This is a genomic window from Micromonospora avicenniae, assembly GCF_900156065.1.
In the GTDB taxonomy this organism is placed as follows: Bacteria; Actinomycetota; Actinomycetes; order Mycobacteriales; family Micromonosporaceae; genus Micromonospora; species Micromonospora avicenniae.
Genome location: NZ_FTNF01000002.1, coordinates 71,530 through 95,926 on the forward strand (window position 1 = coordinate 71,530; position 24,397 = coordinate 95,926).

Genomic DNA, 24,397 nt, shown 5'->3' on the forward strand with positions numbered 1-24,397 from the left:
CGCGGGGTGACGCTCGCCCCCGTGCTCCGCACGCACTCTCCCAACCGAGATCCGGAAGGGAGAACGAGATGCGTTGGACAGTCCCCACCCGAGCCGCGCTGGCCGTCCTGTTGGGCACCGGTGTGGTGGTCAGTCGGCCGGAGCCCGGCACGGCGGCCGGGTTCGTCGAGGCGTACCCGGTCACCGCGGCGGCGATGCGCGCCGCGGGCCCGCCGTACGCCGACTGGGCGGCCCAGGGGCGGCGGTTCCTGCTGTTCGACAGGCGCGGCGACGGTCGCGCCGTGGAGGTCCTCGGCGACCTGGCCACGGCGGACCGCATCGTGGTGCTGGTGCCCGGGGTGGGCACCACGCTCCGCGACTTCGATCGGGGGCTGGGCGGGGTGGCCCGGCGCGCACCGGCCGTACAGGCCGCCGCGCTCCACTCGGCGATGCGGGGGACGGACCCGGGCGCGCGGGTCGCGGTGCTGGCCTGGCTCGGCTACGACGCGCCGGACGGCGTGGTCGCCGCCGCCGGCCCGGCCCCCGCCCACCGCGGCGCCGCCGCACTGCGCGCGACGCTGCGCGAACTGGCCGCGCACCGCCCGTCGGCCACGGTGACCGTGGTCGGGCACAGCTACGGCGCGCTGGTCGCCGGGCTGGCCGCCCACCACGCGCCGCCGCAGGTCACCGACGTGGTGACCCTCGGCGGGATCGGGACCGGCGCGGACCGGGCCGCCGCGCTCGGACCGGCGCGGCGGATCTGGGCGGCGGAGGCACCGGACGACTGGATCCGCCGGGTGCCGCCGGTGCGGCTGCCCGGCCTCGGGCACGGCCGGCGGCCGGCCGATCCGGACTTCGGGGCCCGTGCCCTGCCGGCCGCCGACGTGCACGGGCACGACGGCTACCTCGTGCCGGGCACCAGCACCCTGGCCGCCGTGGCGTCGATCGTGCTCACCGGCGCCGCCGACGCCGAGGCGCCGACCGGCGTCACCGGCACCGCGACGGGGGCGGCCCGGTGACGCGGGACTGGCCGGTCGACGCGTTGCGCGGGTACGCCGTGGCCACGGTGGTGCTCGGGCACTGGCTGGTGACCGGCCTGGTGCTCACCGAGGACGGCTCGCTCGGACAGGCCAGCCCGCTCACCGCGATGCCGGCCCTGGCACCGGTCACCTGGCTGCTGCAGACCCTCGGGTTGTTCTACTTCACCGCCGGGTACGCCTCGGCCCGCTCGGCCGCGCGGTACGGGGGCGGCCAGGGTCGATGGCTCGCCCGCCGCCTGCGCCGGCTGGTGCTACCCGCGGTCGCGCTGCTCGGCAGTGGCGCGGCGGTGCTGCTGGCGGCGACCGTGGCCGGCGCCCCGGACGGCACGCTCTCCGTCGCGCTGACCCTCGCGGTGAGTCCGCTGTGGTTCCTGCTGCCGCTCTGCGCGCTGGTGGCGCTGACCGGCCCGCTGCGGGCGGCCGTACGCCGGTGGGGGCCGTGGTGGTGCGCCGCACCGGCGATCGCCGCGGTGGCCGGGGCCGATCTGGCCGACCGGCTGCTGCCGGCGGTCGACGGTGTACTGCCGATCCGCCTGCTGGCCGCCTGGGCAGTGCCCTACCTGCTCGGCCTGGCGTACGCCGACGGACGGCTCACGGGGCGCAGACCGGCAGCCGCGCTGGCGGTCTGCGGCGCGGCGACACTCGCCGCTCTGATCCCGGCCGGCTACCCGGCCAGCGCCGTCGGGGTGCCCGGGGCGGCGATGTCGAACCTGAACCCACCGTCGCTCTTCGCGGTCGCCCTGGCAGTCACCCAAATCGGCCTGGGGCTGCTCGCCCGCCCGGCACTGCTGCGACTCGCCCGCCGGCCGGTACCCGCCCGGACGGTGGACGCGGTGAACCGGTACGCGCTGCGGATCTACCTCTGCCACCAGCCCGTCCTGGTCGGCGTCACCGCGCTCACCGCGCTCGCTGCGCACGCCGGCGGGCCGCTGCCCGGACTGCACACGACGCCCGACGGCCCGCGCTGGTTGCTGGCCCGGGCGTGCTGGCTGCCGCTGCTCGCGCTGGTGCTGGCGGCGCTCGTGCGTCGGCGTCCGGAGCGACCCGCCGCGGCGCCCCGTCCGGACGAACCGGCCGAATGCGAACGTCCCTCCGGTCGGGTATACGATGTTCATCGTTCCGAGCCCCGCCGAACGCAGGAGGTGATCGCTGTGCGAGATAGCGATCCTCCTAGTCGTGGCCGGGCCGATCGTCAGCGCCGCTGAGCCACGGCTGCAGCAGGTGAGCTGACCCAGCTCCGCTCCCGCACGTCGAGCCTCCGACTCCCGTCGGGGCGACGCGGCGTGCCGCCCGCCCGGCGGGCGCAGCGGGAGCATCCCGGTCACGAGTTCGTGTGTGCGTCCTGATCCACTCGACGGCCCCGGTGCGCCCGAGGCTGTCCAGTCGCCACTCGGAGCCGTCCATGAGCCGCTACGTCGCCCCGCTGGGGTTCACCCTCGCCGCCGTCTGGGTGGCGGTCCTCTTCGTCCTCGCCGGGCGCTGACGCCGTCGCACCGACCCTGACGAGGCGTCACGGGCCGCGACGCCAACCTGAAACGGCTGTGCCGACGCGCGCAGTACGCGTGTCGGCTAGCGGACAGGAGGCGCCACCCTCGTCTGGGAGGATCGGGACTCGATCCGGGTACATCTCCGTCGTCAGCCGCTCGCGTGATGACTACCTCCGTCGAGGCGAAGAGCAGGCCGACCCCCGGATCACGCCGTTCCTGCGACTTCCCCGCCCCAGAGGAGCGACATGGAAACCGGTCAGGTCTTCGTCTCCTACTGCCGCGACGACGAGGATCTGGCGAGGGCCCTGCGCGACCGCCTCCATGACGCCTCGATCGACTGCTTCATCGACTCCTCTCGGATACGCGCCGGCGACCACTGGCGCAGCGCGATCGTCTCAGCTCTGCACGAATCGGCCGCGGTGGTCGTCGTCTGCACCAACCGATCGGTCCAATCCCACGAAGTGACCTTCGAATGGTCGTACGCCTCAGGGCTCCGGCTACCGGTCATTCCGGTGATCTACGAACCGTCGCTGGCTCTACCGGCCGGGCTCGACGGCCTGGACCGGTTGGACTTCGTCGATCCACGTGGCCGCCAGTGGGACCGCCTCGTCTCCAGGATCATGGAAGCTCGAGCGGAGAACAGCGCGACTGTCGCACACCTCGTTCGCCTCGGCATCAGCAACGTCTTCAGCGACCGGCAGGAGCTGTTCCGCCGGTTCACGGTGTCGCAGGTGCTGGATCGGATCGCCACCTCGTCTGACCTGCTCGTGGTGGGGCGAAGCCTCGAGGCGTGGGCTCGTGAGTTCCGCGGGGTCTGGACGGCGTGCGAGACGCGATCGATCCGCGCACGCTTCGCGCTGGTCGATCCGGCCCTGCCCAAGGACTCCTGGATGACGCCATCGGCGTACGCGACCCTCGACGTTCAGCCCAGCGTCGAGAAGTTCCGCCTGATGCCCCACCTCTCCCCTCAGGCGGAAGGATCGTTCGAGCTGTACTTCCTGCCCAACGCGCCGCTCTTCTCATTCACCTATTACCAGGATCTGATCGGCCCGTGCGGGATCTTGGAGATCGGCGCGGGACTTCCTTTCGAGAAGCGGCATTCATTCATTCTCAGAGCCACGGACAGCTCCCAGGCGAGTCTTCTCGAATCCATCCTGGCCACGTGTGAAAGCATGCTGACTGAACGCGTTCCGGCATTCACTCTGGAGAGCCGAGAACCCTAGCCCTCCCTGCCCGCGTGCACCGTTGTCGTCCGGAGACAGGATCACCTGGACATGAGACTGCTCGACCATCCACGAGTTTCGACCGGAAACGCCGGTGACGGACAGTTCGACGCACACCGCGGCTGGTTCATCGGGCCGTACTGGGCCCAGGATGCGGGCCTTCGCAGCACCAAGGACATCGAGGTGAAGTGGAGTTCCCACGTCGCCGGCGCGGAGCGAGCACCCGCTGCGGCGTACCAGAACTTCGTGAGCCTGGCGGTCCTCGTCACCGGCACATTCCGTTTCACCTTTCCCGGCGAGGCGTTGGACGAGGTACTGCTCCGTGAGCGAGGGGACTACGTCATCTACGGCCCCGAGGTGCCCCACTCCTGGAAGGCGGTGGAGGATTCGATAGTCATCACCGTGCGTTGGCCGGGTTGAATCGGCGGCCGTTTCGGCGGCCGGGACGGACGAGGGCGGTCGGAGGATGTCGCGTGAGATAGCGTCCGACGTGGTGGTCGTGGGTGCTGGCGTCTCCGGGCTGCTGACCGGCTTGAAGCTGGCGCAGGTCGGCCTACGGGTGACTCTCGTCGAGCGCTCGGCGACGATCGCCCCCGCCGCGTCGTCCCGCAACGAGGGATGGCTTCACGCCGGGACGTACCACGCTTCGGCGATCGCGGACCCGCACGAGGCGGTTCAAGTCGCCCGCAAGTGCCTGTACGGCTACCACCAGATCCGGAACCTGGCACCGGAGTCTCTCGAGTGGTCCAACGGGCTCGCGATCGCGCTGGTCGCCGAACCGGTGCGGGCACAGCAGGCCGAGGAGCGGTGGGAGGAGGCACAGGTCCGCTTTCGGAGGGTCCGCCCGCGGGACGTCGAACCCGCTCTCCCGAACGTCGACCTCGGCCGTGCGGTATGCGCGTACCTCGTCCAGGACGTGGGGATAGACATTCGACTCCTGTATCGCCGACTGCTCACGGAGGCGCTGAGAAGTGGCGTGAGCATCGAACTCGACTCGGAGTTCCACTTCGTCTCGGACACCGCCGGGGAATGCGTGCGTCGGCCCGACGGCGCCGTTTCAAGGCTCCGCTACCGTCGGGCCGTGCTCGCGGCAGGCCACGAGATCAATCGGCTGAGCACGCAACTCGGTTGCCCGGTTCCGCTGCGGCTGTGGAAAAGTCACATTCTCTACGGGCCGCAACTGGTGGACCGGCCGGTCTTCTGGCTGGATCCTCTGGAGGTCGCAATCGTCAACCACGCCCCGTCGGTCAGCGTCGTCGGCATGACCACCGACGCGATCGAGGTGGAGAAGGCCGACTTCGAGGTCGAGCCGAGCCGGGTCGCTCTCGTCGAGGAGGCGATGAGACGAACCATCGTGGGTGAGTATGGCGACCGTTTCACCGCGTACGCATGCATCAAGGTCGACATGCGGTCGGGGCGAGCGCCCCTCTCGGTGAACTCCGAGATCCGGCGCCTCTCATCCGCCGTCTACTGCGTGTCGCCCGGAAAGCTCACCGAGGCCCCGTTCGTCGCCGATCGGGTCGTCCATCACATCTGCGACGAGCTGCTCGACAGCCGGATACCAGTGCGCCCGTGGGACCGGGCGTTCTGACCGCGACACTCCCGCAGATCACAGCATCCGGGACGACCAGAGCAGGCTCAGCGCGCCGGCGCAGAGCGCGAGCAGCAGCGCGATCCCCGCGTACCACTGGGTGATCTCCCGTGGCTCCGTCCGGAAGCCGATCGAGCTGCCCATGTCCTGGTAGACCTGCTTGAGCTCGGTCACCGAGGCCGCCTCGTAGAAGTAGCCCTCGGTCGTCTCGGCCAGTTCCGCCAGGGCCATCCGGTCCACCGGCACCCGTTGCAACTGCCCGCCGATGTCCACCTGCCCGCCGTCCGTGCCGAACGCGATGGTGGAGACCGGCACGTTGGCCGCCTGGGCGGCCGCGGCCGCCTCCTCCACGGCGCGGCCCGCGGTGCGGTAGCCGTCGGAGAGCAGCACGATCCTGGCCGGCGGAATCCCGGCGGCCCCGTCGGCGGGCACCGACCGGATCGCCTCCAGGCAGGTGAAGACGGCCTCCCCGGTCGCCGTCGCCTCGGCCAACACCAGCCCGTCGATCGCGCTGGTCACCGCACCCCGGTCCTTGGTGGGCGGCACCAGCACGTTCGCCGACTTCGCGAAGGAGACCAGACCCAGGTTGTAGCTCTCCGGCAGCTCGTCCACGAACTGCTTGGCGGCCTCCTGGGCAGCCTCCAGCCGGTTCGGCGCCACGTCGTCGGCCTGCATCGACAGCGACACGTCGATGGCGAGCATGACGGTGGCCCGCTCCAGCGGTTCCTTGGTGTCCACCGCCGGCCGGGCCAGCGCGGTGGCGAGCACGAGCAGGCAGAGCAGGAAGGCGGTGGCCGGCGCGTGCCGCCGCCACCCGAGCCCCTTCGGCGCCAGGGTGCGCAGCAGCTCCACGTTGGTGAAGCGCATCGCGTACGCCCGGCGGTTCAACTGCCGCCACACGTACAAGGCGGCGAGGGCGAGCACCGGCAGCACGGCCAGCAGCCACCACGGTTGCATGAAACGGATCATCGTGTCGTCCCTCGGGTGCGGGTGTGCCGCTGCGCGGCCACGAAGCGCACCATGTCCAGCAGCCAGTCTCGATCGGTACGCAGGCGCAGGTGCCCGGCCCCGGCGGACCGCAGCGCGGCGGAGATCTCCGCGCGCTGGGCGGCAGCCGCCTCGGCGTAACGGTGGCGCAGGCGCGGGTCGGCGGTCTGCACCTCGTGCAGCTCACCGGTCTCCGGGTCGACCACGGGCAGCACGCCCACGTCGGGCAGTTCCAGCTCACGCGGGTCGACCACCTCGACGGCCAGCAGGTCGTGGCGTACCCGGAGCTTCCGCAGCGGCCGGGCCCACTGCGCGGGCGGCGCGAGGAAGTCGGACACGACAACGACCAGACCACGCCGGCGGGGCGGCCGGTTCAGCATGTCGATCAGGGCACCCAGATCGCTGCGGCCGGGCCGCAGCTCGGTGCCGGCGACGGCGCGGAGCAGACCCTGGGCCTCCCGGCGACCGGAGCGGGCGGGCAACCGGGTCAGCACCCCGGGCGCGGCGGCCGGTGCGACGAGGCGACGGCGACCGGCGGGCGGTGCGCCGGCCCCGGTGCCGATCACCGCGCCGACCCGGTTGCCGCCGCGCACGGTCAGGTGGGTGATCGCGGCCACCGCTGCTACCACCACCTCCCGTTTGAGCCACCGCCCGGTGCCGAAGTCGAGGCTCGCGGAAAGGTCCACCGCCAGCCACGTCTCCAACTCCCGGTCGGCGACCGTCCGCCGGACGTGCGGTGTGGTGGTGCGCGCGGTCACCGGCCAGTCCATCCGGCGTACGTCGTCGCCGGGGCGGTACTCGCGGGACTCCCCCGCCTCGCTGCCGGGGCCGGGCAGCAGTCCGACGTAATCGCCCTGGAGCAACCCGTCCAGCTTGCGGGTGACCAGCAGTTGGAGGCGGGAGAGGACGGCCTCCGACCGATCTGCGGGGGCGGGACGAGGGGTGGCTGAGGTCACGGGCGCTGCCCGGGCCATCCGGCGCCCGGCGGCGGCGCGATGGGCGCCGGTGTCGCCTGCTGTCTCGGCGCGACCTCGGGCAGCGGGATCGTGGACATCACCCGGTGGACGATGTGGTCGGCCGGTACGTCGTCGGCCAGCGCGTCGTAGCTGAGCACCAGCCGGTGGCGCAGGATGTCCGGCGCGATGTCCTGCACGTCCTGGGGAAGCGCGTAGTCCCGACCGCGGAGCAGCGCCAGCGCGCGGGTGGCCCGGACCAGCCCGAGCGAGGCGCGCGGGCTGGCCCCGTACTGGATGAGCTGCGCGACGTCCGGCATGCCGTGCTCGGCCGGGGCACGGGTGGCGAGCACCAGCCGGACCGCGTAGTCGACCAGCGCGTTGTGCACGAAGACCTGGTCGGCCTTGCGTTGCAGCGCCACGAGGTCGGTGGCGGTGAACACGGGCGCCGGTTCGGGGGCGGCCACCCCCATCCGGTAGACGATCTCCCGTTCCTCGGCGTCGGTGGGGTAACCAACGACGATCTTCATGAGGAAGCGGTCCCGCTGCGCCTCCGGCAGCGGGTAGACACCCTCCTGCTCGATCGGGTTCTGGGTGGCCATCACCAGGAACGGGTCCGGCACCCGGTGGCTCTCCCCGCCGATCGAGACCTGCCGTTCGCTCATCACCTCGAGCAGCGCCGACTGCACCTTGGCCGGCGCTCGGTTGATCTCGTCGGCGAGCAGGAAGTTGACGAAGACCGGGCCGAGTTCGATGTCGAACTTCTCGCTCGACTGCCGGTAGATGCGGGTGCCCATGATGTCGGCCGGCACCAGGTCGGGGGTGAACTGCACCCGCGCGAACGAGCCACCGACGACCTTGGCGAGGGTTTCGACGGCCAGGGTCTTGGCCACCCCGGGCACCCCTTCGAGCAGGCAGTGACCGCGGGCGAGGAGCGCGACGACCATCCGCTCCACCATCCGGTCCTGCCCGACGATCACCCTCTTGATCTCGAACAGCGCCCGTTCCAGCAGGGTCGCGTCCTCGGCGGGGGTGGTCACCGGCGGGGACGTCTGGGGTGCTGTCCCGTTCGGCGTCGGGGCGTCGGGCGTGGTCGGCTGGGCCACCGGTCCTCCACAGCATGATCGGTTGTCGCGGCGTGGTGCGTATCAAGACTCGCATGCCTGGCTGAGTACCGAGGTGGGGAGAAGGCGATTTCCGCCGCGCCGTCCCGAGCAGCCGGATCGCCACGTTCGGGGTGGACAGGAACGGCACCGGCGCGTGTACGATTCACCCGTCGCCGGGCGGCTCCCCCCGTGGCCGCCCGGCGCTCATCTTCTCCGCTCCCGCTGGCCTAGACTGGCCGGGATGAGCATTCCCTCCCCCGCCGACGAGCCGCTGATCTGCTCGGCAAAGGGGTGCCAGGCGCCCGCGACCTGGGCGCTGCGGTGGAACAACCCTCGGCTGCACGACCCCGACCGGCGCAAGACCTGGCTCGCCTGTCCGGCCCACCGCAAGACACTCGGCGACTTCCTCGACGCACGCGGCTTCCTGCGTGCGGTCGCACCACTGGCCGGATCGCCTACGCTCGAAGCGTGAGCGCGCAGAACGGAACGCCCCGGTGAGCGCCGCGGAGTCCCACCAGCCACCGGCCGCGGCCGGTCCGCCGGCCGTGCCCGGCCCCTTCCCGCCCCCGTCCGTGCCGGGCCCGCCGCCGGCCGGGCCGCTGGAGCCCTGGCCGGAGACCGTCCGCTGGCAGCCGATCTCCCGGGACCTGATCTGGGTCGAGTTGCTCAGGCTCGCCGCCGTCCTGGTGGTCGTCCTGCTGGGAGTGGTGATCGGCTGGGTTCTCAACGGTCACTGGCTGTTCGGGCTGGGCTTCGCCGTCGTGCTGCTGCTGGGCGCGGGACGTGCCGTCTCGATCGTCCGCGCGGTCCACGCCTGGGGCTACGCGGAGCGTTCCGACGATCTGCTGGTCCGGCACGGGCTGCTGGTCCGACGGCTGTCCATCGTGCCGTACGCCCGGATGCAGTTCGTCGACGTCAGCGCCGGCCCGCTGGAGCGCGCCTTCGACCTCGCCACCGTCCAGTTGCACACAGCCGCGGCGGCGAGCGACGCCCGGGTGCCGGGGCTGCGGCCGGCCGAGGCGTCCCGGCTGCGCGACCGGCTCACCGCGCTGGGCGAGGACCGGGCGGAGGGGCTGTGATCGTCCGTTGCGGCTCGTCGCCGGTGCTCACGGAGCCGGCCCGATGAGCGACGGCCCGGCCGAGCCGGCCGCCCGCCCGCCCGCGCCGTCGCCCGAGCCGCCCTCCGCCGGCACACCGGCGCCGCCTGAGCCGCCCCCCACTCCCGGAGCACCCGCCGCCGCGCCGGTACCACCGCCGCACCCCGGCACCCCGCCGTTCCCCGTCAACCCGGCGTACCCCGGCGCGCCGATGCCGTACCCGGGTCCACCGGCGTACCCGGGCGGACCGCCGCAGGCCGCGCCCTACCCGGGCGGACCGCCACACGCCACGCCCTACCCCGGACCGCCGCACGCCGCGCCGTACCCCGGTGGGCCGTACACCGCGCCCTACCCGGGTGGGCCGCCGCACCCCGGGCGGTACCCCGGTGCGGCCTGGCCCGCGACACCGTACGGCGGCTCGCCGCCGGTCGGGCCGGGCATGTACGTCCGGCCCGGCCCGCCGGCCTGGCCGGATCCGGTGGAACCGCGAAAGCGGCTGCATCCGCTGAGCCCGGCCCTGCACGGCGCCAAGTCGCTGGTCGTGGTGATCGCCGGACTCTCCTGGTCGACCCTGTCCCGGGTGGGCTTCGGCTGGTTCGCCGCGATGGTGGTGGCGCTGGCCCTCGGGGCGACTGTGATCTCGATCATCAGCTGGTACAACACCGGCTACCACGTGGTCGGCCGGGAACTGCGGGTGTACGAGGGGCTGCTCTGGCGGCGTACCCGCGCCATCCCGCTCGAACGGTTGCAGGCCGTGGAGGTGGTCCGGCCGCTGCTCGCCCAGCTCACCGGTCTGGCCGAGCTGCGCCTCGAGGTGGTCGGCGGCGGCAAGACCGAGGCGCCCCTCGCGTACCTGACGGTGGCCGACGCGGCCGCGCTGCGCGGGCGGCTGCTGGCCCTCGCCGACCGGGCCGGGCAGCCGGCGGCCGCACCGGCAACCGGCGCGGCGGTGCCGGCAGCGCCGGGCCGGCCGGCCGCCCCGGCGGCGGTACCGCCCGGCCGGGCACTGCATACGGTGGGCAACCAGGACCTCCTGGTCAGCCAGTTGCTCACGCCGCAGGCGTTCCTGCTGCCGCTCGGTCTGGCGTTCGTGGTGGCGCAGTTCCTCTCCGAGGACTCGTGGTCGTTCATCGCGGTGGCGAGCACGCTCACGGCGATGGCCGGCGTGGTGCTGCAACCCGTCCGGCGGGTCCTCGACGACTGGAACTTCCGGCTCGCGCGCGACGACGGGACGCTGCGGGTACGCAACGGTCTGCTGGAGACCCGGGCGCAGACCGTTCCACTGCGCCGCGTGCAGACCGTGCGGGCCACGTGGCCGCTGCTGTGGCGGATGAAGGGCTGGCTGCGGCTGCGGCTGGAGGTGGCCGGCTACTCGGTCGGCGAGGGCGACGAACGCAACCGTCCGGACCGGCTGCTGCCGGTCGGCGACCTGCCCACCGCCGAGCTGATCGTGGCCGAGGTGCTGCCGGGGGTACGCCTGACCGGGCTGCCGCTCACCCCGCCGCCACCCCGGGCGCGTTGGCTGCACCCGCTCGGGCGCAACGCCCTCGGCGCCGGGCTGCACGAGCAGGTCGTGGTGGTCCGCTCCGGGCTGCTCACCCGGCAGTTGACCGTCGTGCCGTACGCCCGGATCCAGAGCGTCCGGGTGGTGCAGGGGCCGCTGCAGCGCCGGTTGCGGCTCGCCACCGTGCACGCGGACACCGCGGGTGGCTCGGGCGCGGCGGCCGAGTCCCGCGACGTCGACGAGGCGTGGGCGCTGGCCGCGGAGTTGACCGCACGGACGCACACCGCGCGCCGGGCCGGCTGACCTCGGCCGGCTCAGCCGGTGACTCGTACCCCCGCCGGATCGACGGCCGGTGCGGCGTCCTCGACTCCGGCCGGCGGCGCGTCTGCCGCCGGGCCGTCGCCGGTCGGTACCGGGTCGCTGCTCGCCGCCGCGGTGCCGGCCGGGCCTCGGCGGGCACGGCGGGCGGCCCACCACCGCTCGGCCAGGCCGACGACGAGGAACGTCACCCCGACGTACGTCCAGCCGACCAGGACGTCGATCACGTAGTGCTCGCCGGAGTACACCAGGGTGAAGGTCATCGCCAGCGGGTAGGCCAGCAGCAGCGGCCACCAGCGCTTGCGGGTGCCGGTCAGGAAGAACAGCACCACGAAGAGCGCCCAGGCGGTGTGCAGCGACGGCATCGCGGCCACCGGGTTCGAGGCGATCTGGCCGGCGTTGAGCAGGTTGCCGGCGCCGTGCATGCCGAACTCCTTCCACCCCCGGGTGGAGATGCGGGCCACCTCCTCGATCAGGCCGTTCTGCGCGGCCCACCAGGGCGGGGCCGCCGGGTAGAGGAAGTAGGTGGCCAGGCCGGCGGCGCAGAGGAAACCCCACCGCCGCATGTACGCCCCCCAGCGCGACCGGTTACGCAGCCACAACACCGCGGCGGCGCTGAGCGCCACCACGAAGTGCGAGAAGTAGACCCAGCTGGCCGCCACGTCCCACCACTGCACCTCGGGCCGGTACAGGTGCTGCTGAAGCCAGACGGTGGGCACCTGCCCGCCCGTCGCCCAGCCGAACATGAAGCGGTCGGCGGCGACTAGCTCGTACGCGTGCGGCACCGCGCCGTTGTCCGCGAAGCCGCGGGAGAGGTTGTACACCGCGAAGAGCACCACCACCGGCACCCAGTCGCGCGCGAAGCGCAGGTGGCTGCGCCAGGGCCGGGACGAGTGCCAGGCGATGGTCGCCGCCCAGATCCAGACGAACGCGTACGCCGGGTCGGTGGGCAGCCCGATGAGGAACCAGGCGGCGACGAAGGCCACCCCCCAGATCGTCATGGCGACCAGACGGCGGCGCCCGCGGTCCGGCGGCGCGGGCGGGTCGGTCCGGGCGGGGGGCTGGGGGTCAGTCACGACGGCCATCGCGGTCAAGGTTAACGGCGGGCGAGGCATCGACCGAAGCCAGCCACCAGCGCGTCGCCGGTCGCCGGCCGGGCTGCCACGTCACGGGCCGGTGCAGAGCTCCTGTCCACCGCCGTCGCGGGCATGGCCCCCGGGCCACCCGGCACCTAGGCTGTTGGCCATGCAGGAACAGCCCGAGCCCGGACTCACGCCGGGGCTGACCGCCCGGATGGAGTTGACCGTCACCGACGCCGACACAGCGCAGGCGGTCGGCTCGGGAGACGTGCCGGTCCTGGGCACGCCCCGCGTCCTGGCACTGGCCGAGGCGGCGTCGGTGGCCGCGACCGCCGCGAGCCTGCCGCCCGGCATGACCACGGTGGGGATCCGAATCGAGCTCGACCACCGGGCCGCCACCGCGGTCGGGAGAACGGTGCACGCTCAGGCCCGGCTCGCCGAGGTCGACGGGCGACGGCTGCTGTTCGAGGTGCGCGTGACCGACGGTACGGAGACGGTGGCCGACGGGCGCGTGGAGCGGATGCTCGTGGACCGCCGGCGCTTCGTGGAGCGGGCCACCCGTACCGCATGACCGGCCGTTTCGTCGAGGTCGCCGACGGCGTGCACGTGTTCAACGAGCCGGTGCTCGACGTCAACGTCACGCTTGTCGTCGGGGACGGCGCCGCCCTGCTGGTCGACACGCTCTCCACCGCCGGGCAGGCCGCCGAGCTGGCCGCCGCCGCCCGAGCGGTCACCACCGCCCCGCTGACGGTGGTGAACACCCACCACCACTTCGACCACTGCTTCGGCAACGCCGTCCTCGCCGGGCAGCCGCCACGCCCGATCTACGCGCACGAGCGCGTCACCGCGGCGCTGCGAAAGCACCCGGACCGGCTGCGCCGGGAGGCGTACGACGAGGTGTCGGCCGGTTGGCCGGAACTCGCCCCCGCGCTCGCCGCCACCGTGCTGCTGGCACCGAGCCGGTCGGTACGCACGGAGACGCTGCTGGACGTGGGCGGCCGGCCGGTGCTGCTGCGCCATCCCGGACCGGGGCACACCGACGGCGACCTGGTGGTGCAGGTACCGGACGCGGACGTGCTGGTCGCCGGGGACCTGATCGAGGAGAGCGGGCCGCCCGCGTTCGAGGACGCGTACCCGCTGCGCTGGCCCGACGCCGTGGTCGACCTGTTGCGGCTCTGCACCGCCACGACGGTCGTGGTCCCCGGGCACGGCCGCCCGGTGGACGTGGACTTCGTCCGGGCCCAGCAGCGGCAGCTGACGGAGCTGGCCGGGCTGATCCGGGCCGGGCACCGGGCCGGCGTCGCGCCGGAGCGGCTCACCGCCGACGCCCCGTTCGGCCCCGACGCCGCGCTGACGGCGATCCGCCGCGGCTACACCGAACTCGACGCCACCGCCCCCTGATCGGCGGACCTGTTCAGCCCGGTTCGCGGAGCAGTTCGGCGAGACGCTCCAGGTGCGGTACGGCGGCGGTCAGCGCGTCCCGCGCCTCGGGGTCGAGGCGGTTCAGCGCGTCGGTGAGCAGGGCCGCCCGGTGCCGGTGGTGGTCGGCGATCCGCTCTCGGGCCGCCTCGGTGACCCGCAGCCGCGCCACCCGGCCGTCCACCGGATCGCGCTCCCGTCGCACCAACCCCGCCGCGACCAGGTCGCGTACCAGGGTGCTGACTGTGTTGGGCGCGGTACGCATCCGGCCGGCCGCCTCCTTGACGCTCACGCCCGGGTTCGCCCGGACCAGCAACATCAGCTCCGCCTGCGCGTCGGGTAGCTCGGGGCGGTTCGCCCGCTGGGTCGCCGAGCGACGCAGCCGCCGGTGCAGATCGCCCACGAGCGCGCCCAGCCTCGTCATGCTGTCGCTCGACATGACCTCCCCCACGAGATGACCCTACCCAGGAGAAATACCTCTGACTACAGAGCTAAGGTTACCGGCCGAGATCGTCTCGATGGGGGAAGAACCATGGTCCAGGCCGCACAGACACCCGTACGGACGCCGTCAGGCGGCCGCGACGCGAACGCCGGACCGGCGCGCGGCGGCCCCGGTCTGGTGGCGCTGCTCGGCCTGCTGACCGCGTTCGGGCCGCTGTCGCTGGACATGTACCTGCCGGCGTTCCCCGCCATGGCTCGCGACCTCGGGGCGGACCAGGCGCACATCCAGCTCTCGCTCACCACCTGCCTGGTCGGAATGGCTGTCGGGCAGTTCGTGACCGGCCCGCTCAGCGACCGGTTGGGGCGGCGCCGGCTGGTGCTCGTCGGCGTGCTCGCGTACGCCGTACTCTCCCTGGTCTGCGCGGTCGCACCGAACGCCTCCGCGCTGGCGGTGGCACGCTTCGCCCAGGGCTTCGCCGGCGGGATGGGCGTCGTGGTGGCGCGGGCGGTGGTCCGCGACCTGCACTCCGGTCGGGCCGCGGCGAAGTACTTCTCCCAGCTCACACTGATCTTCGGCGTCGCCCCGGTCGCCGCGCCCGGCATCGGCAGCCTGGTGCTGCGGTTCGGCTCGTGGCGTGCGGTCTTCGTCGCCCTCGCGGCGATCGGCCTGCTGCTCGCCGTGGCGGTCGCCTGGCGGCTGCCCGAGACCCTCCCGGTCGAGCGTCGCAACGGCGCCGGCCTGGTCAGCACCGTACGGACGATGCGGATGCTCGCCACCGACCGGGTCTATCTCGGCTACGCGCTGACCCAGGCCCTCGCCTTCGCCGGGCTGTACGCCTACATCTCCGGTTCGTCCTTCGTCTTCCAGGACGTCTTCGGTGTCTCCGACGCCACCTTCAGCCTGATCTTCGGCCTCAACGCGCTGGGCCTGGTCGCCGTCGGGCAGGCCAACGCGCGACTGCTCGACCGTTCGGACCCGCGGACACTGCTGACCCGCACCCTGATGGTCAGCACGGCGGCCGCGGCTGGACTGCTCGCGGGTGCGGCGGTCGGCAGCGCGTGGGCCGTGGCGGTCTGCCTGTTCGTGTTCGTCGGCTCGCTGGGCATGGTGACGCCGAACAGCACCGCGCTCGGACTGGACCGCCATCCGCGCCACGCCGGCAGCGCCGCGGCCCTGCTCGGAACGGTCCAGTCGGTGGCCGGGGCGCTCGCCGCCCCGCTGGTCGGTCTCGGTGGCGAGGGCAGCGGGGTGCCGATGGCCGCGGTCGTCGCGGGCGCCGTCGTGCTCTCCCTCACCGCGGTACTGGCCCTGACCCGCCACAGCCCGGCCGCCTGAACCGGTCGCCCACCGGGTCGCGCTCGCGTCCCGCCGGCCGGCGCGCGACCTGGTCGCGTACCGGCTGGCGGCAGGACGCGACTCAGTCCGCGAAGCGGGCCAGGACGGCGGCGCGGGTGGGCATCGACGTGGCGCCGCCGGGCGACTCGCAGACCAGGCCGGCGACGCGCAGCGCGAACGCGACCCGCTCGATCCAGCCGGCCGGCTCCCCCGGCTCGCCGGCGACCAGCAGGTCGGCGATGATCGCGGCCATCACCGAGTCGCCCGCGCCTGTCGTGTCCACCGGATTGACCTTGGGCGCCGGTACCCGGACCGGGTCCGCGTCGGCGGCGGCGAGTACGGCGCCGTCCGCCCCAAGGGTCACCACCACCGTGGCGGCGCCGAGTTCCCGCAGGTAGGCGGCGACCCCCTCGGCCGGCTCGCCGGGATAGAGCAGCGCGGCGTCGGCATCGCTCAGCTTGACCACGTGCGCTCCGGCGGCGAACTCGGCCACCACCTCGCGCAGCCCGGCGAGCGCGGCCTCACCGTCGAGCAGCCGGGGGCGGACGTTCGGGTCGAAGACCCGCAGGCCGGTGGCGAGCGACCAGGCGCGCCGCGCCGCGGCCAGCACCGTCGGACGGAGCAGCACGACCGACCCGCAGTAGAGCACGTCCGCGCCTTCCACCACTGCGACGTCGAGGTCGTCGGCGGCGAGCAGACCGTACGAGGGCGGCTCGCCGTAGAACCGGAAGTCCGGTTCCGCACCGGCGTGCGTGATCACTGCGAGCGCGGTGGCTGCCGGCACGGTGACCGCCCCGTCGAGCCCGACGCCGGCGGAGGCGAGGAAGTCACGGATGCGGCCGGCCAGGGCGTCGTCGCCGAGCGACCCGACGAACTGCGCCGCGCCGCCGAGCCGGGCCACCCCGACCGCGACGTTCAGCGGTCCGCCGCCGATCGCCTGCCGGTAGACCGGCGCCCCGTCGTACTCGGTCTCGATCAGGTCGACGAGCGCCTCGCCGAGCACCATCGCGTATCCCATTCCGGTCCCTCCCGTCCTCGCAGGCTGCCGCACCGCCCGACGCGACGGTCACCCGCGCCCGACGTCACGCCTGGGAAGATCTTGTCGTACCAGGCTGGCACAGTGCGCACCATGGCGGACGTCGAAGACACGGTAATGGTGTACTGGCATGCTTGCGAGGCGAGGGATTGGGAGCGGATGGGCACACTGCTCGCCGACGACATGGTCTACCACCTGCCGCAGACCCGGGAGCGGATCCGGGGCCGCGAGGCGTTCCTCCAGTTCAACCGGGAGTACCCGGGCGGCTGGCACCTGTCGGTGACCCGGGTGACCGGGGCCGGCGCGCGGGCCGCCAGCTGGATCACCGTTGACATCGACGGCGAGGAGCAGCCGGCGGTCAGCTTCTTCGACCTGGACGAGGCGGGCCGGATCAGCGTCATCACCGAGTTCTGGCCGGAGCCCTACGAGCCGCCGGCGGGCCGCGAGCACCTCGTCGAGCGCTACGCGGTCGCTGAGGTGCAGCCCGCCTGACTAGGCCGTGTCCTGTCGATCATGTCGAGCCGAGGCGGGATCCAGGTGGCGGCCCGGCTGGACCCGACGCAGGCTGGCAATGACCGGCAGGACAGGGCCTAGCCGGGGTGGTGGATCGGTCCGGCCAGTTCGGCCAGCGGCCGACCGCTGCCACGCCAACGATCGGCGACGATCTGCGCGGCCACGCTCACCGCGGTCTCCTCGGGGGTACGCCCGCCCAGGTCGAGCCCGATCGGGGAGGCGAGCCGGGCGAGCTGCTCCGGCGTCACGCCCGCCTCGCGCAGGCGCTTGCGCCGCTCGTCGTGGGTACGGCGGGAGCCCATCGCCCCGACGTACGCCATCGGATGGCGCAGCGCCAACGCGAGCACCGGCACGTCGAATTTCGGGTCGTGGGTCAGCACGCAGACGACCGTCCGCCCATCGACCCGGCCCGCGTCCAACTGGCCCTGCAGGTAGCGGTGCGGCCAGTCGACGACCACCTCGTCCGCGCCGGGGAAACGCCGAGCGGTGGCGAACACCGGTCGGGCGTCGCAGACGGTCACCCGGTAGCCGAGGAACGAGCCGATGTGGGCGACCGCCGCGGCGAAGTCGATCGCGCCGAAGACGATCATGCGTGGTGGTGTGGTGTATGACGCGACGAAGAGGCTGACGCCGCTGCCGCGGCGCTGTCCGTCGTAGCCGTAGCGGAGCGTCCCGCTGCGGCCCGCGACGAGCAGCCCGAGCGCGTCGGCGGCGGCCGCGGCGTCCAACCGTTCGCTGCCGAGCGAGCCGAGGACCCGATCGCCCGTGAGCACCAGCCTTCGGCCCAACCGGCCGCCCGGGTCGACGGGGACCGCGCCGGGCTGGTCGCCGGCGTCGGCCGCGACGCAGGTGACGACCGCCGACGGCGTCCCGGCCCGACGGGCCGCGGCGACCGTGTCGAGCTGCGGAAAGCCGGCCGGGCCGATCCGCTCGACGAACACCTCCAGCACTCCGCCGCAGGTCAGGCCGACGTTGACCGCGTCGTCGTCGCTGACGCCGTACCGGACCAGCTCGGGCACGCCGCTGCCGAGCACGGCACGCGCCCGTTCGTAGAGGTCCGCCTCGACGCAGCCGCCGGAGACGCTGCCGGTGACCGTGCCGTCGGCGGTGACGAGCATCGTGGCACCGGGCGGTTGGGGCGCCGACCGCCAGGTGGCCACGACCGTGGCCAGGGCCACCGCTTCCCCCGCCCGCCAGCGGCGGTGCAGTTCGTCGAATGCGTCCCGCACCCGCACCGTCCCACCTCCCGGCGCGCCGCCGGGCTCCGGCCGCCAGACGGGTTAAGTCCGACCATGCCTACCAAATCACAACGATTCGGAATATATGGTCGGCCGGACGACTAGGGGGTGCGAGTTGGTGAAGTCTCACCAGGCGATCCGGACCGCGCCGGCCCCGGACAGCGCGGTGGTCCGAGGTCCGGACGAGGTGGAGGTCCGCCTGCGGGTGAACGGGACCACCCGGAGGATGTTCATCGAGCCCCGGGTCAGCCTGCTCGATGCGCTTCGGGACCGGCTCGACCTGCATGGCACCAAGAAGGGCTGCAACCAGGGCGCGTGCGGAGCCTGCACGGTCTGGGTGGACCGGCGGCGCGTGCTGGCCTGCCTGACGCTTGCGATCAGCTGCGAGAACCGCGAGATCACCACGATCGAGGGCCTGGCCGAGGGCGACACGCTGCACCCGATGCAGCAGGCGTTCCTGGACGCGGACGCGTTCCAGTGCGGCTACTGCACCCCCGGCCAGATCATGTCCGCCGTCGCGCTGCTCACCGAGGGGCATGCCCGTGACGACGACGAGATCAAGGAGTGGATGAGCGGAAACCTCTGCCGCTGCGCCGCGTACCCACACATCCGCAGGGCGATCCGGCGGGTCCGGGACGAGCAGGGAGGCGAACGTGCGTCCCATTAGCTATTCGCGGGTCTCGGACGTCGGGACCGCGATCGGCACCGTCGCCGCCGACCCCCACAGCGCCTTCCTGGCCGGTGGCACCAACCAGGTCGACCTGCTGCGCATCTACGTCGAACAGCCCCGCCGCCTGGTGGACATCAACGACCTGCCGTTGAAGCAAGTCGAGGAGCTGCCCGGCGGCGGGCTGCGGCTCGGCGGGCTGGCCCGCATGAGCGACGTGGCCGAACACCCGACGGTACGCCGGCGCTATCCGATGGTGACCGAGTCGCTGCTGCTGGGCGCCTCGCCGCAACTGCGGCACATGGCGAGCGTCGCCGGCAATCTCATGCAACGGGTCCGGTGCACGTACTTCCGCGACACCGAGGCGCCCTGCAACAAACGCGCACCCGGCACGGGGTGCAGCGCCATGGAGGGGGTCAACCGGGGGCACGCGGTGCTCGGCACGAGCGAGTGCTGCATCGCCACCCACCCGTCCGACCTCGGGGTCGCGCTGATGGCGCTGGACGCGGTGGTGCAGACCGAGGGCCCGGCCGGGCAGCGCAGCATCCCGATCGACGATTTCTACCTGCTGCCGGGGCGGACCCCGGAACGGGAGCACCCACTGACGCACGGCGAACTGGTGACCGGCATCGACCTGCCACCGCTCCCCGTCGCGGCCCGCTCCCGCTACATCAAGATCCGCGACCGGGAGTCGTACGAGTTCGCGCTCGTCGCGGTCGCGGTGGCCATGTCGGTGGCGGGCGGGCGGATCGCCGAAATCCGTCTTGCCCTCGGCGGGGTGGCCACCAAGCCGTGGCGGGCCCGCGCGGCCGAGCGTGAACTCGACGGTGCCCCGGCGACCCCCGAGTCCTTCACCCGCGCCGCCGAGGCGGAGATGGCGGGGGCGACACCGCACGGGATGAACGCCTTCAAGATCGAGCTTGGCAAGCGGACGATCGTCCGCGCCCTCACCGAGATGGCGGAGCGGGAGGGATCGGCATGAGCCCGGCGATCGGCGCCACCCTGAACCGGGTGGACGGCCGCTACAAGGTACGCGGCGAGTCCCGGTACTCGGCCGAGGTGCCGGTGCCCAATCTGGCCCACGCGGTAGTGGTGAACGCGAAGGTGGCCAGCGGGCGGATCACCTCGATCGACACCAGTGAGGCGGAACGCGCCACCGGGGTGCTGGCCGTGCTCACCCACCGCAACCTGGGCCGGGTCGCCAACGTGCCGCGGCTGCTGCCGTCGCTGGCCGGGCTCGCCGCGCCCGGCCAGACGTTCTTCCCGATGCAGGACGAAACCGTCCACTACGGCGGCCAACCGGTCGCCATCGTGGTCGCCGACACCATCGAGCGCGCCGACCACGCCGGCACCCTGATCCGCTTCGAGTACGAGACCACGCCGGCGACCACCCTGCTCGATCAGGCCCGCGACCGGGCATACGTGCCGGAGCGGATCTTCGGCGGCCTGCTGCCGGGGCAGGGTTCCCGCGGTGACGTGGCCAAGGCCCTGGCCGAGGCGGAGGTGTGCGTCGACGCCACCTACCGGTTCGCACCCAACCACCACAACCCGATCGAGATGTCGGCCAGCACCGCGATCTGGGACGACGTCGACCGGCTGACCATCTACGACTCGACGCAGGGACCGAACGCCGTCCAGCTCACCGTCGCCGAACTGCTCGGCCTGCCGCCGATCTCGATCCGGGTCGTCAGTCACGCCGTGGGCGGCAGTTTCGGTTCCAAGGCGATGGTCTGGCACCATCCGACGCTGGCCGCGCTGGCCGCCCGGCACGTGGGCCGGCCGGTCCGGCTGGTGCTCACCCGGGAGCAGATGTTCACCTCCTGCGGGCACCGTGAGGAGCAGGAGCAGCGGATCACCGTCGGCGCGCGCGCCGACGGGCGGATCACCGCGCTACGCCATCACAAGATCTCCCTGACCTCACCGTTCGACGACTGGGCCGAGCCGTCGTTGCAGAGCGCGGCGGTGGCCTACCTCAACCCCAACTACGAGGGCGTCTACCACCTGGTCCGGGGCAACACCATCACCCCCACCTTCATGCGCGCGCCGGGCGAGGCGACCGGCATGTTCGCGCTCGAGTGCGCGATGGACGAGCTGGCCGAGCGGGTGGGGATCGACCCGCTGGAGTTGCGGATGCGCAACTACTCGGACACCGACCCGGAGAGCGGGAAACCCTGGTCCAGCAGCGGGCTCCGGGAGTGCCTCCAGCGGGCGGCGGAGCTGTTCGGCTGGCACGACCGGGACCCGCGGCCCGGGTCCCGCCGCGAGGGGCAGTGGCTGATCGGGACCGGCCTGGCCAGCGCGCTCTACCCGGTGACCCAGCCGGTCAACCCGCAGCGGGCGAAGGCCCGGATCTACAACGACGGCACGGCGGTCGTCGAGGCCGGGGTCTCGGAGTTCGGCACCGGCGTCTTCACGGCGATGACCCAGGTCGCCGCCGACGCGCTGGGCCTCCCGGTCGAGCGGGTGCGGTTCGTGGGTGGCAGCAGCAACCTGCCGAACATCACCGCCGCGGTGGGGTCGGCCGGCACCAGCGCGGTGGGCTCCGCCGTGCATGTGACGGCGTGCGAGCTGCGCGACCAGTTGATCCGGCGCGCCGTCGGCGACGACCACTCACCGCTGCACGGTGCCGATCCGGCCAGGGTGGAGGTCCGTGACGGCAAGATGGTGCTGGCGGACCACCCGGACGTCGGCGAGACGTACTCCGACCTGCTGCACCGCACGATGACGCCGGACGTGGAGGTGCTCGGTACCTGGAACCCGCCGCCGCAGGACGCCGGGTACGGCATCCACACCTTCGGGGCGCAGATGGCCGAGGTGGCGGTGGACGCGGAACTCGGTGTCGTACGGGTACGCCGGATGGTCGGCGTGTTCGCACCGGGACGGGTGCTCAACCGCAAGCTGGCGCACAGCCAGCTCATGGGCGGAATGCTCTGGGGGCTGGGCCAGGCGCTGATGGAGGCCACCCGGATGGACCCGCGGCTGGGACGCTGGGCCAACGCCAGCCTCGCCGACTACCTGGTGCCGGTCAACGCGGACGCGCCGGACGTGGTGGTGGACACCGTCGAGATGCGGGACGACGTGGTGAACCCCATCGGGATCAAGGGGGTGGGCGAGATCGGCGTGGTGGGCGCGGCCGCCGCCATCGCCAACGCCGTCCACCACGCCACCGGCCGCCGGTGTTACGAGCTCCCCATCACCCTGGAAAAGCTCCTCTGACCCCCACCCCACCGGGAGATGATCAAGAGGTTTGCGTCACCGGACGACGGCCGGATGACGCAAACCTCTTGATCGTGGTGGAGTTGGCGGAGGTCAGCGGACCATGGAGCCGACCACTGGCTTCGTGAGCAGGGCCGACTGGTTGCGCTGGATGCCCGGGTCGAGGGTCTTGGCCACGAAGATGGCGTGCCAGATGCAGAAGATCAACACGGTCCACACCTTGCGGGAGTGGTCCGCCTCCTCCCGCTTGTGCTCGTCGAGCAGGCGCATCGCGTACGACAGGTCGAGCAGGTCACCGGCGCCCGAGGTGGCCAGCACGTGCCGCGCCCACTCGTACATCTCGCCCCGCAGCCAGACCCGCGTCGGGGTCGGGAAGCCGAGCTTCTTCCGGTTGACGATCGCCGGCGGCACCACGCCCTGCAACGCCTGGCGCATCGCGTACTTCGTGGCGTCGGAACGCGGCGGCAGCTTCAGATCCACCGGGATCTTCGCCGCCACGTCGAAGACCTCGCGGTCGAGGAAGGGCACCCGCACCTCGAGCGAGTGCGCCATCGAGATCCGGTCGGCCTTCACGAGGATGTCGCCGCGCAACCAGGTGTAGAGGTCGACGTACTGCATCCGGGTGACGTCGTCCAACTCGGTGCTCTCGGCGTAGATCGGCGCGGTGACGTCGGTGTAACGCACCGAGGGGTCGTACCGGCGCAGCAGGTGCTGCTTCTCCTCCTCGGTGAACATCCGGGCGTTGCCGTAGTAACGCTCCTCCAGCGGGGTGGTGCCACGTTCGAGGAAGCTCTTACCCTTCACCCCCTGCGGGATGGCCTTGGAGACCGCCCGCAGCCCCTTCTGCACACCACCCGGCAGGTTGTTCACCGAACTCAGCGAGAGCGGCTCCCGGTAGATGGTGTAGCCGCCGAAGAACTCGTCCGCGCCCTCGCCGGAGAGCACCACCGTGACGTGCTCGGCGGCCTTCTTCGCCACGAAGTAGAGCGGCACCAGAGCCGGGTCGGCGACCGGGTCGTCGAGGTGCCAGACGATCTTCGGCAGCGCCTCCATCATGTCCTGCGGCCCGATCTTGGTCGGGATGGTGGTGACGTCGAGGTGCCGCGCCGAATCCTGGGCGACGTCGATCTCCGAGTAGCCGGGGACGTCGTAGCCGACGGTGAAGGTGAGGATGTTCGGGTTGAACTCCCGGGCCAGCGCCACCACGGCGGTCGAGTCGATGCCGCTGGACAGGAACGAGCCGACCGGCACGTCCGAGCGCATGTGCATCCGGACGCTCTCCCGGAGCGTCTCCCGGATCTCGTGGTACAGCTTCTGCTCGTCGGGCACCGGAGCGGGCCGGAACACCGGCCGGTACCAGCGGCGCACCTCGATCCGGCCACCCGGAGTCCAGGTCAGGTACTCCCCCGACCCGATCCGGTGGACCCCCTTGTGCAGGGTGCCCGGCTCGGGGACGTACTGGAGGGTCAGGTAGTGGCTGAGGTTGGCGGTGTCGATACCGGCGTCGCCCTCGTAGTTCGAGTGCGCGAAGGGCAGCAGCGCCTTCTTCTCCGAGGCGAGGTAGAGCCCGTCCGCGGTCTCCAGGTAGTGCAGCGGCTTGATGCCGAAGTAGTCGCGGCCACCGAAGGCCCGCCGCTCCTGCCGGTCCCAGATGACGAACGCGAACATACCGCGCAGCCGGGTGAGCACCTGCTCGCCCCAGTAGTGGTAGCCGGCCACGATCACCTCACCGTCGCCGGCCGTGGCGAACTGCGCACCGAAGTCGCGGATCAGCTCGTCCCGGAGCTCGATGTAGTTGTAGATCTCACCGTTGAAGGTCAGCAGGTAACGGCCGTTCGCGTACGGCAGCGGCTCGTGACTGGAAGCCACATCGATGATCGCCAGACGCTTGTGCGCGAAGACCGCGTCCGCGTACCGGCCGGACGCGTCGCCCACCAGCTCGACCCCTGTCTCGTCGGGGCCACGGTGGTGCAGGCACTCCAACGCGCCGGCAATGTGGTCGCGGTGCGCGCCGGCGTCACCGCGCGCGCTGAAGAAGGCCAGGAGTCCGCACATGGTCGTCATCTTTTCACGGGCGGAGAAGAGCCGTCGCGGCCGTCCGGCGATCCGGACCGCCACTCGCGCCGCTGCGGGTGGCGCCGCTCGCCGCCTCCCGCGGGTTCACGAG

The 24,397-nt window shown here is 72.6% G+C and carries 24 protein-coding genes; 16 read left to right on the forward strand and 8 right to left on the reverse strand.

Translation table 11 applies throughout. The features are described 5' to 3' along the window. The first annotated feature begins 68 nt into the window (after positions 1 to 68). From BXA10_RS03625 to BXA10_RS03645, 6 genes are all read left to right on the forward strand, one after another. Positions 69 to 998 (forward strand): alpha/beta hydrolase, encoded by a 930-nt coding sequence (locus BXA10_RS03625; protein WP_076467527.1) that lies wholly within the window; start codon positions 69 to 71, stop codon positions 996 to 998. Then, on the forward strand, positions 995 to 2,224 hold the full coding sequence (locus BXA10_RS03630) for an acyltransferase family protein (RefSeq protein WP_076467529.1): 1,230 nt from the start codon (positions 995 to 997) through the stop codon (positions 2,222 to 2,224). The genes BXA10_RS03625 and BXA10_RS03630 overlap by 4 nt, the downstream gene beginning before the upstream one ends. A 128-nt stretch (positions 2,225 to 2,352) precedes the next feature. Next, complete coding sequence (locus tag BXA10_RS31320) at positions 2,353 to 2,502, forward strand: hypothetical protein (RefSeq protein ID WP_175649094.1); 150 nt, start codon at positions 2,353 to 2,355, stop codon at positions 2,500 to 2,502. 249 nt (positions 2,503 to 2,751) lie between these two features. Then, on the forward strand, positions 2,752 to 3,729 hold the full coding sequence (locus tag BXA10_RS03635; protein ID WP_076467531.1) for a toll/interleukin-1 receptor domain-containing protein: 978 nt from the start codon (positions 2,752 to 2,754) through the stop codon (positions 3,727 to 3,729). A 51-nt stretch (positions 3,730 to 3,780) separates the two neighbouring features. Then, positions 3,781 to 4,149 (forward strand): cupin domain-containing protein, encoded by a 369-nt coding sequence (locus BXA10_RS03640; protein ID WP_076467533.1) that lies wholly within the window; start codon positions 3,781 to 3,783, stop codon positions 4,147 to 4,149. A gap of 46 nt (positions 4,150 to 4,195) precedes the next feature. After that, positions 4,196 to 5,320, forward strand: a complete 1,125-nt coding sequence (locus BXA10_RS03645) for an FAD-dependent oxidoreductase (protein ID WP_076467535.1) — start codon at positions 4,196 to 4,198, stop codon at positions 5,318 to 5,320. A gap of 18 nt (positions 5,321 to 5,338) precedes the next feature. Here BXA10_RS03645 and BXA10_RS03650 read toward each other — a convergent pair whose 3' ends face one another. From BXA10_RS03650 to BXA10_RS03660, 3 genes are read right to left on the reverse strand one after another with little or no spacing between them, the layout of a single operon-like run. After that, a complete protein-coding gene (locus BXA10_RS03650) occupies positions 5,339 to 6,289 on the reverse strand; it encodes a VWA domain-containing protein (RefSeq protein WP_076467537.1) in 951 nt (316 codons plus the stop codon). After that, positions 6,286 to 7,281 carry a DUF58 domain-containing protein gene (locus tag BXA10_RS03655; protein WP_076467539.1) on the reverse strand — a complete coding sequence of 332 codons (996 nt, stop codon included), beginning with the start codon at positions 7,279 to 7,281 and terminating at the stop codon, positions 6,286 to 6,288. Before BXA10_RS03655 ends, BXA10_RS03650 begins: the two co-directional genes overlap by 4 nt. Next, a complete protein-coding gene (locus tag BXA10_RS03660; protein WP_076467541.1) occupies positions 7,260 to 8,366 on the reverse strand; it encodes an AAA family ATPase in 1,107 nt (368 codons plus the stop codon). The genes BXA10_RS03655 and BXA10_RS03660 overlap by 22 nt, the downstream gene beginning before the upstream one ends. A 241-nt stretch (positions 8,367 to 8,607) precedes the next feature. Here BXA10_RS03660 and BXA10_RS03670 point away from each other — a divergent pair, with 241 nt between their 5' ends. The 3 genes from BXA10_RS03670 (at position 8,608) to BXA10_RS03680 (ending at position 11,270) form a co-directional block, all read left to right on the forward strand. After that, entirely contained in the window at positions 8,608 to 8,838 is a 231-nt protein-coding gene (locus tag BXA10_RS03670) for a hypothetical protein (protein WP_076467543.1), read from the forward strand. A gap of 73 nt (positions 8,839 to 8,911) precedes the next feature. Further along, positions 8,912 to 9,445 carry a PH domain-containing protein gene (locus tag BXA10_RS03675; protein ID WP_076468230.1) on the forward strand — a complete coding sequence of 178 codons (534 nt, stop codon included), beginning with the start codon at positions 8,912 to 8,914 and terminating at the stop codon, positions 9,443 to 9,445. Between the two features lie 229 nt (positions 9,446 to 9,674). Next, entirely contained in the window at positions 9,675 to 11,270 is a 1,596-nt protein-coding gene (locus BXA10_RS03680) for a PH domain-containing protein (RefSeq protein WP_425436032.1), read from the forward strand. Between the two features lie 11 nt (positions 11,271 to 11,281). On the opposite strand, the gene BXA10_RS03685 is transcribed toward BXA10_RS03680, so the two are convergent. Next, positions 11,282 to 12,370: a phosphatase PAP2 family protein gene (locus BXA10_RS03685; protein WP_076467545.1), complete on the reverse strand. Its 1,089-nt coding sequence runs from the start codon at positions 12,368 to 12,370 to the stop codon at positions 11,282 to 11,284. 160 nt (positions 12,371 to 12,530) lie between these two features. Here BXA10_RS03685 and BXA10_RS03690 point away from each other — a divergent pair, with 160 nt between their 5' ends. Then, positions 12,531 to 12,935, forward strand: coding sequence for a thioesterase family protein (locus BXA10_RS03690; protein WP_076467547.1), 405 nt, complete (start codon positions 12,531 to 12,533; stop codon positions 12,933 to 12,935). Next, the gene (locus tag BXA10_RS03695; protein ID WP_076467549.1) at positions 12,932 to 13,765 is read left to right on the forward strand and encodes an MBL fold metallo-hydrolase; all 834 of its coding nucleotides are present in this window, start codon (positions 12,932 to 12,934) and stop codon (positions 13,763 to 13,765) included. The genes BXA10_RS03690 and BXA10_RS03695 overlap by 4 nt, the downstream gene beginning before the upstream one ends. Before the next feature lie 13 nt (positions 13,766 to 13,778). Here the strand turns inward: BXA10_RS03695 and BXA10_RS03700 are convergent, their stop codons facing one another. Beyond that, positions 13,779 to 14,222, reverse strand: a complete 444-nt coding sequence (locus BXA10_RS03700) for a MarR family winged helix-turn-helix transcriptional regulator (RefSeq protein ID WP_076468233.1) — start codon at positions 14,220 to 14,222, stop codon at positions 13,779 to 13,781. Between the two features lie 93 nt (positions 14,223 to 14,315). On the opposite strand from BXA10_RS03700, the gene BXA10_RS03705 reads away from it, so the two are divergent. Next, positions 14,316 to 15,560 (forward strand): multidrug effflux MFS transporter, encoded by a 1,245-nt coding sequence (locus tag BXA10_RS03705; RefSeq protein WP_076467551.1) that lies wholly within the window; start codon positions 14,316 to 14,318, stop codon positions 15,558 to 15,560. A gap of 82 nt (positions 15,561 to 15,642) precedes the next feature. Here the strand turns inward: BXA10_RS03705 and BXA10_RS03710 are convergent, their stop codons facing one another. Continuing rightward, a complete protein-coding gene (locus tag BXA10_RS03710) occupies positions 15,643 to 16,578 on the reverse strand; it encodes a carbohydrate kinase family protein (protein WP_076467553.1) in 936 nt (311 codons plus the stop codon). 135 nt (positions 16,579 to 16,713) lie between these two features. Here BXA10_RS03710 and BXA10_RS03715 point away from each other — a divergent pair, with 135 nt between their 5' ends. Beyond that, positions 16,714 to 17,088, forward strand: coding sequence for a nuclear transport factor 2 family protein (locus tag BXA10_RS03715; RefSeq protein ID WP_281251413.1), 375 nt, complete (start codon positions 16,714 to 16,716; stop codon positions 17,086 to 17,088). 98 nt (positions 17,089 to 17,186) lie between these two features. Here BXA10_RS03715 and BXA10_RS03720 read toward each other — a convergent pair whose 3' ends face one another. Continuing rightward, positions 17,187 to 18,338, reverse strand: coding sequence for an XdhC family protein (locus BXA10_RS03720; RefSeq protein ID WP_076468236.1), 1,152 nt, complete (start codon positions 18,336 to 18,338; stop codon positions 17,187 to 17,189). A gap of 175 nt (positions 18,339 to 18,513) precedes the next feature. Between BXA10_RS03720 and BXA10_RS03725 the strand changes: the two genes are divergently transcribed. The 3 genes from BXA10_RS03725 to BXA10_RS03735 are packed head-to-tail and all read left to right on the forward strand — an operon-like array spanning position 18,514 to position 22,230. After that, positions 18,514 to 19,014, forward strand: a complete 501-nt coding sequence (locus tag BXA10_RS03725; RefSeq protein ID WP_425436033.1) for a (2Fe-2S)-binding protein — start codon at positions 18,514 to 18,516, stop codon at positions 19,012 to 19,014. Then, positions 19,001 to 19,996: an FAD binding domain-containing protein gene (locus BXA10_RS03730; RefSeq protein ID WP_076467555.1), complete on the forward strand. Its 996-nt coding sequence runs from the start codon at positions 19,001 to 19,003 to the stop codon at positions 19,994 to 19,996. The genes BXA10_RS03725 and BXA10_RS03730 overlap by 14 nt, the downstream gene beginning before the upstream one ends. After that, positions 19,993 to 22,230 carry a xanthine dehydrogenase family protein molybdopterin-binding subunit gene (locus BXA10_RS03735; protein ID WP_076467557.1) on the forward strand — a complete coding sequence of 746 codons (2,238 nt, stop codon included), beginning with the start codon at positions 19,993 to 19,995 and terminating at the stop codon, positions 22,228 to 22,230. Before BXA10_RS03730 ends, BXA10_RS03735 begins: the two co-directional genes overlap by 4 nt. 93 nt (positions 22,231 to 22,323) lie before the next feature. Here BXA10_RS03735 and asnB read toward each other — a convergent pair whose 3' ends face one another. Then, on the reverse strand, positions 22,324 to 24,285 hold the full coding sequence (gene asnB / locus BXA10_RS03740; RefSeq protein WP_076468240.1) for an asparagine synthase (glutamine-hydrolyzing): 1,962 nt from the start codon (positions 24,283 to 24,285) through the stop codon (positions 22,324 to 22,326). Positions 24,286 to 24,397 lie beyond the last annotated feature (112 nt).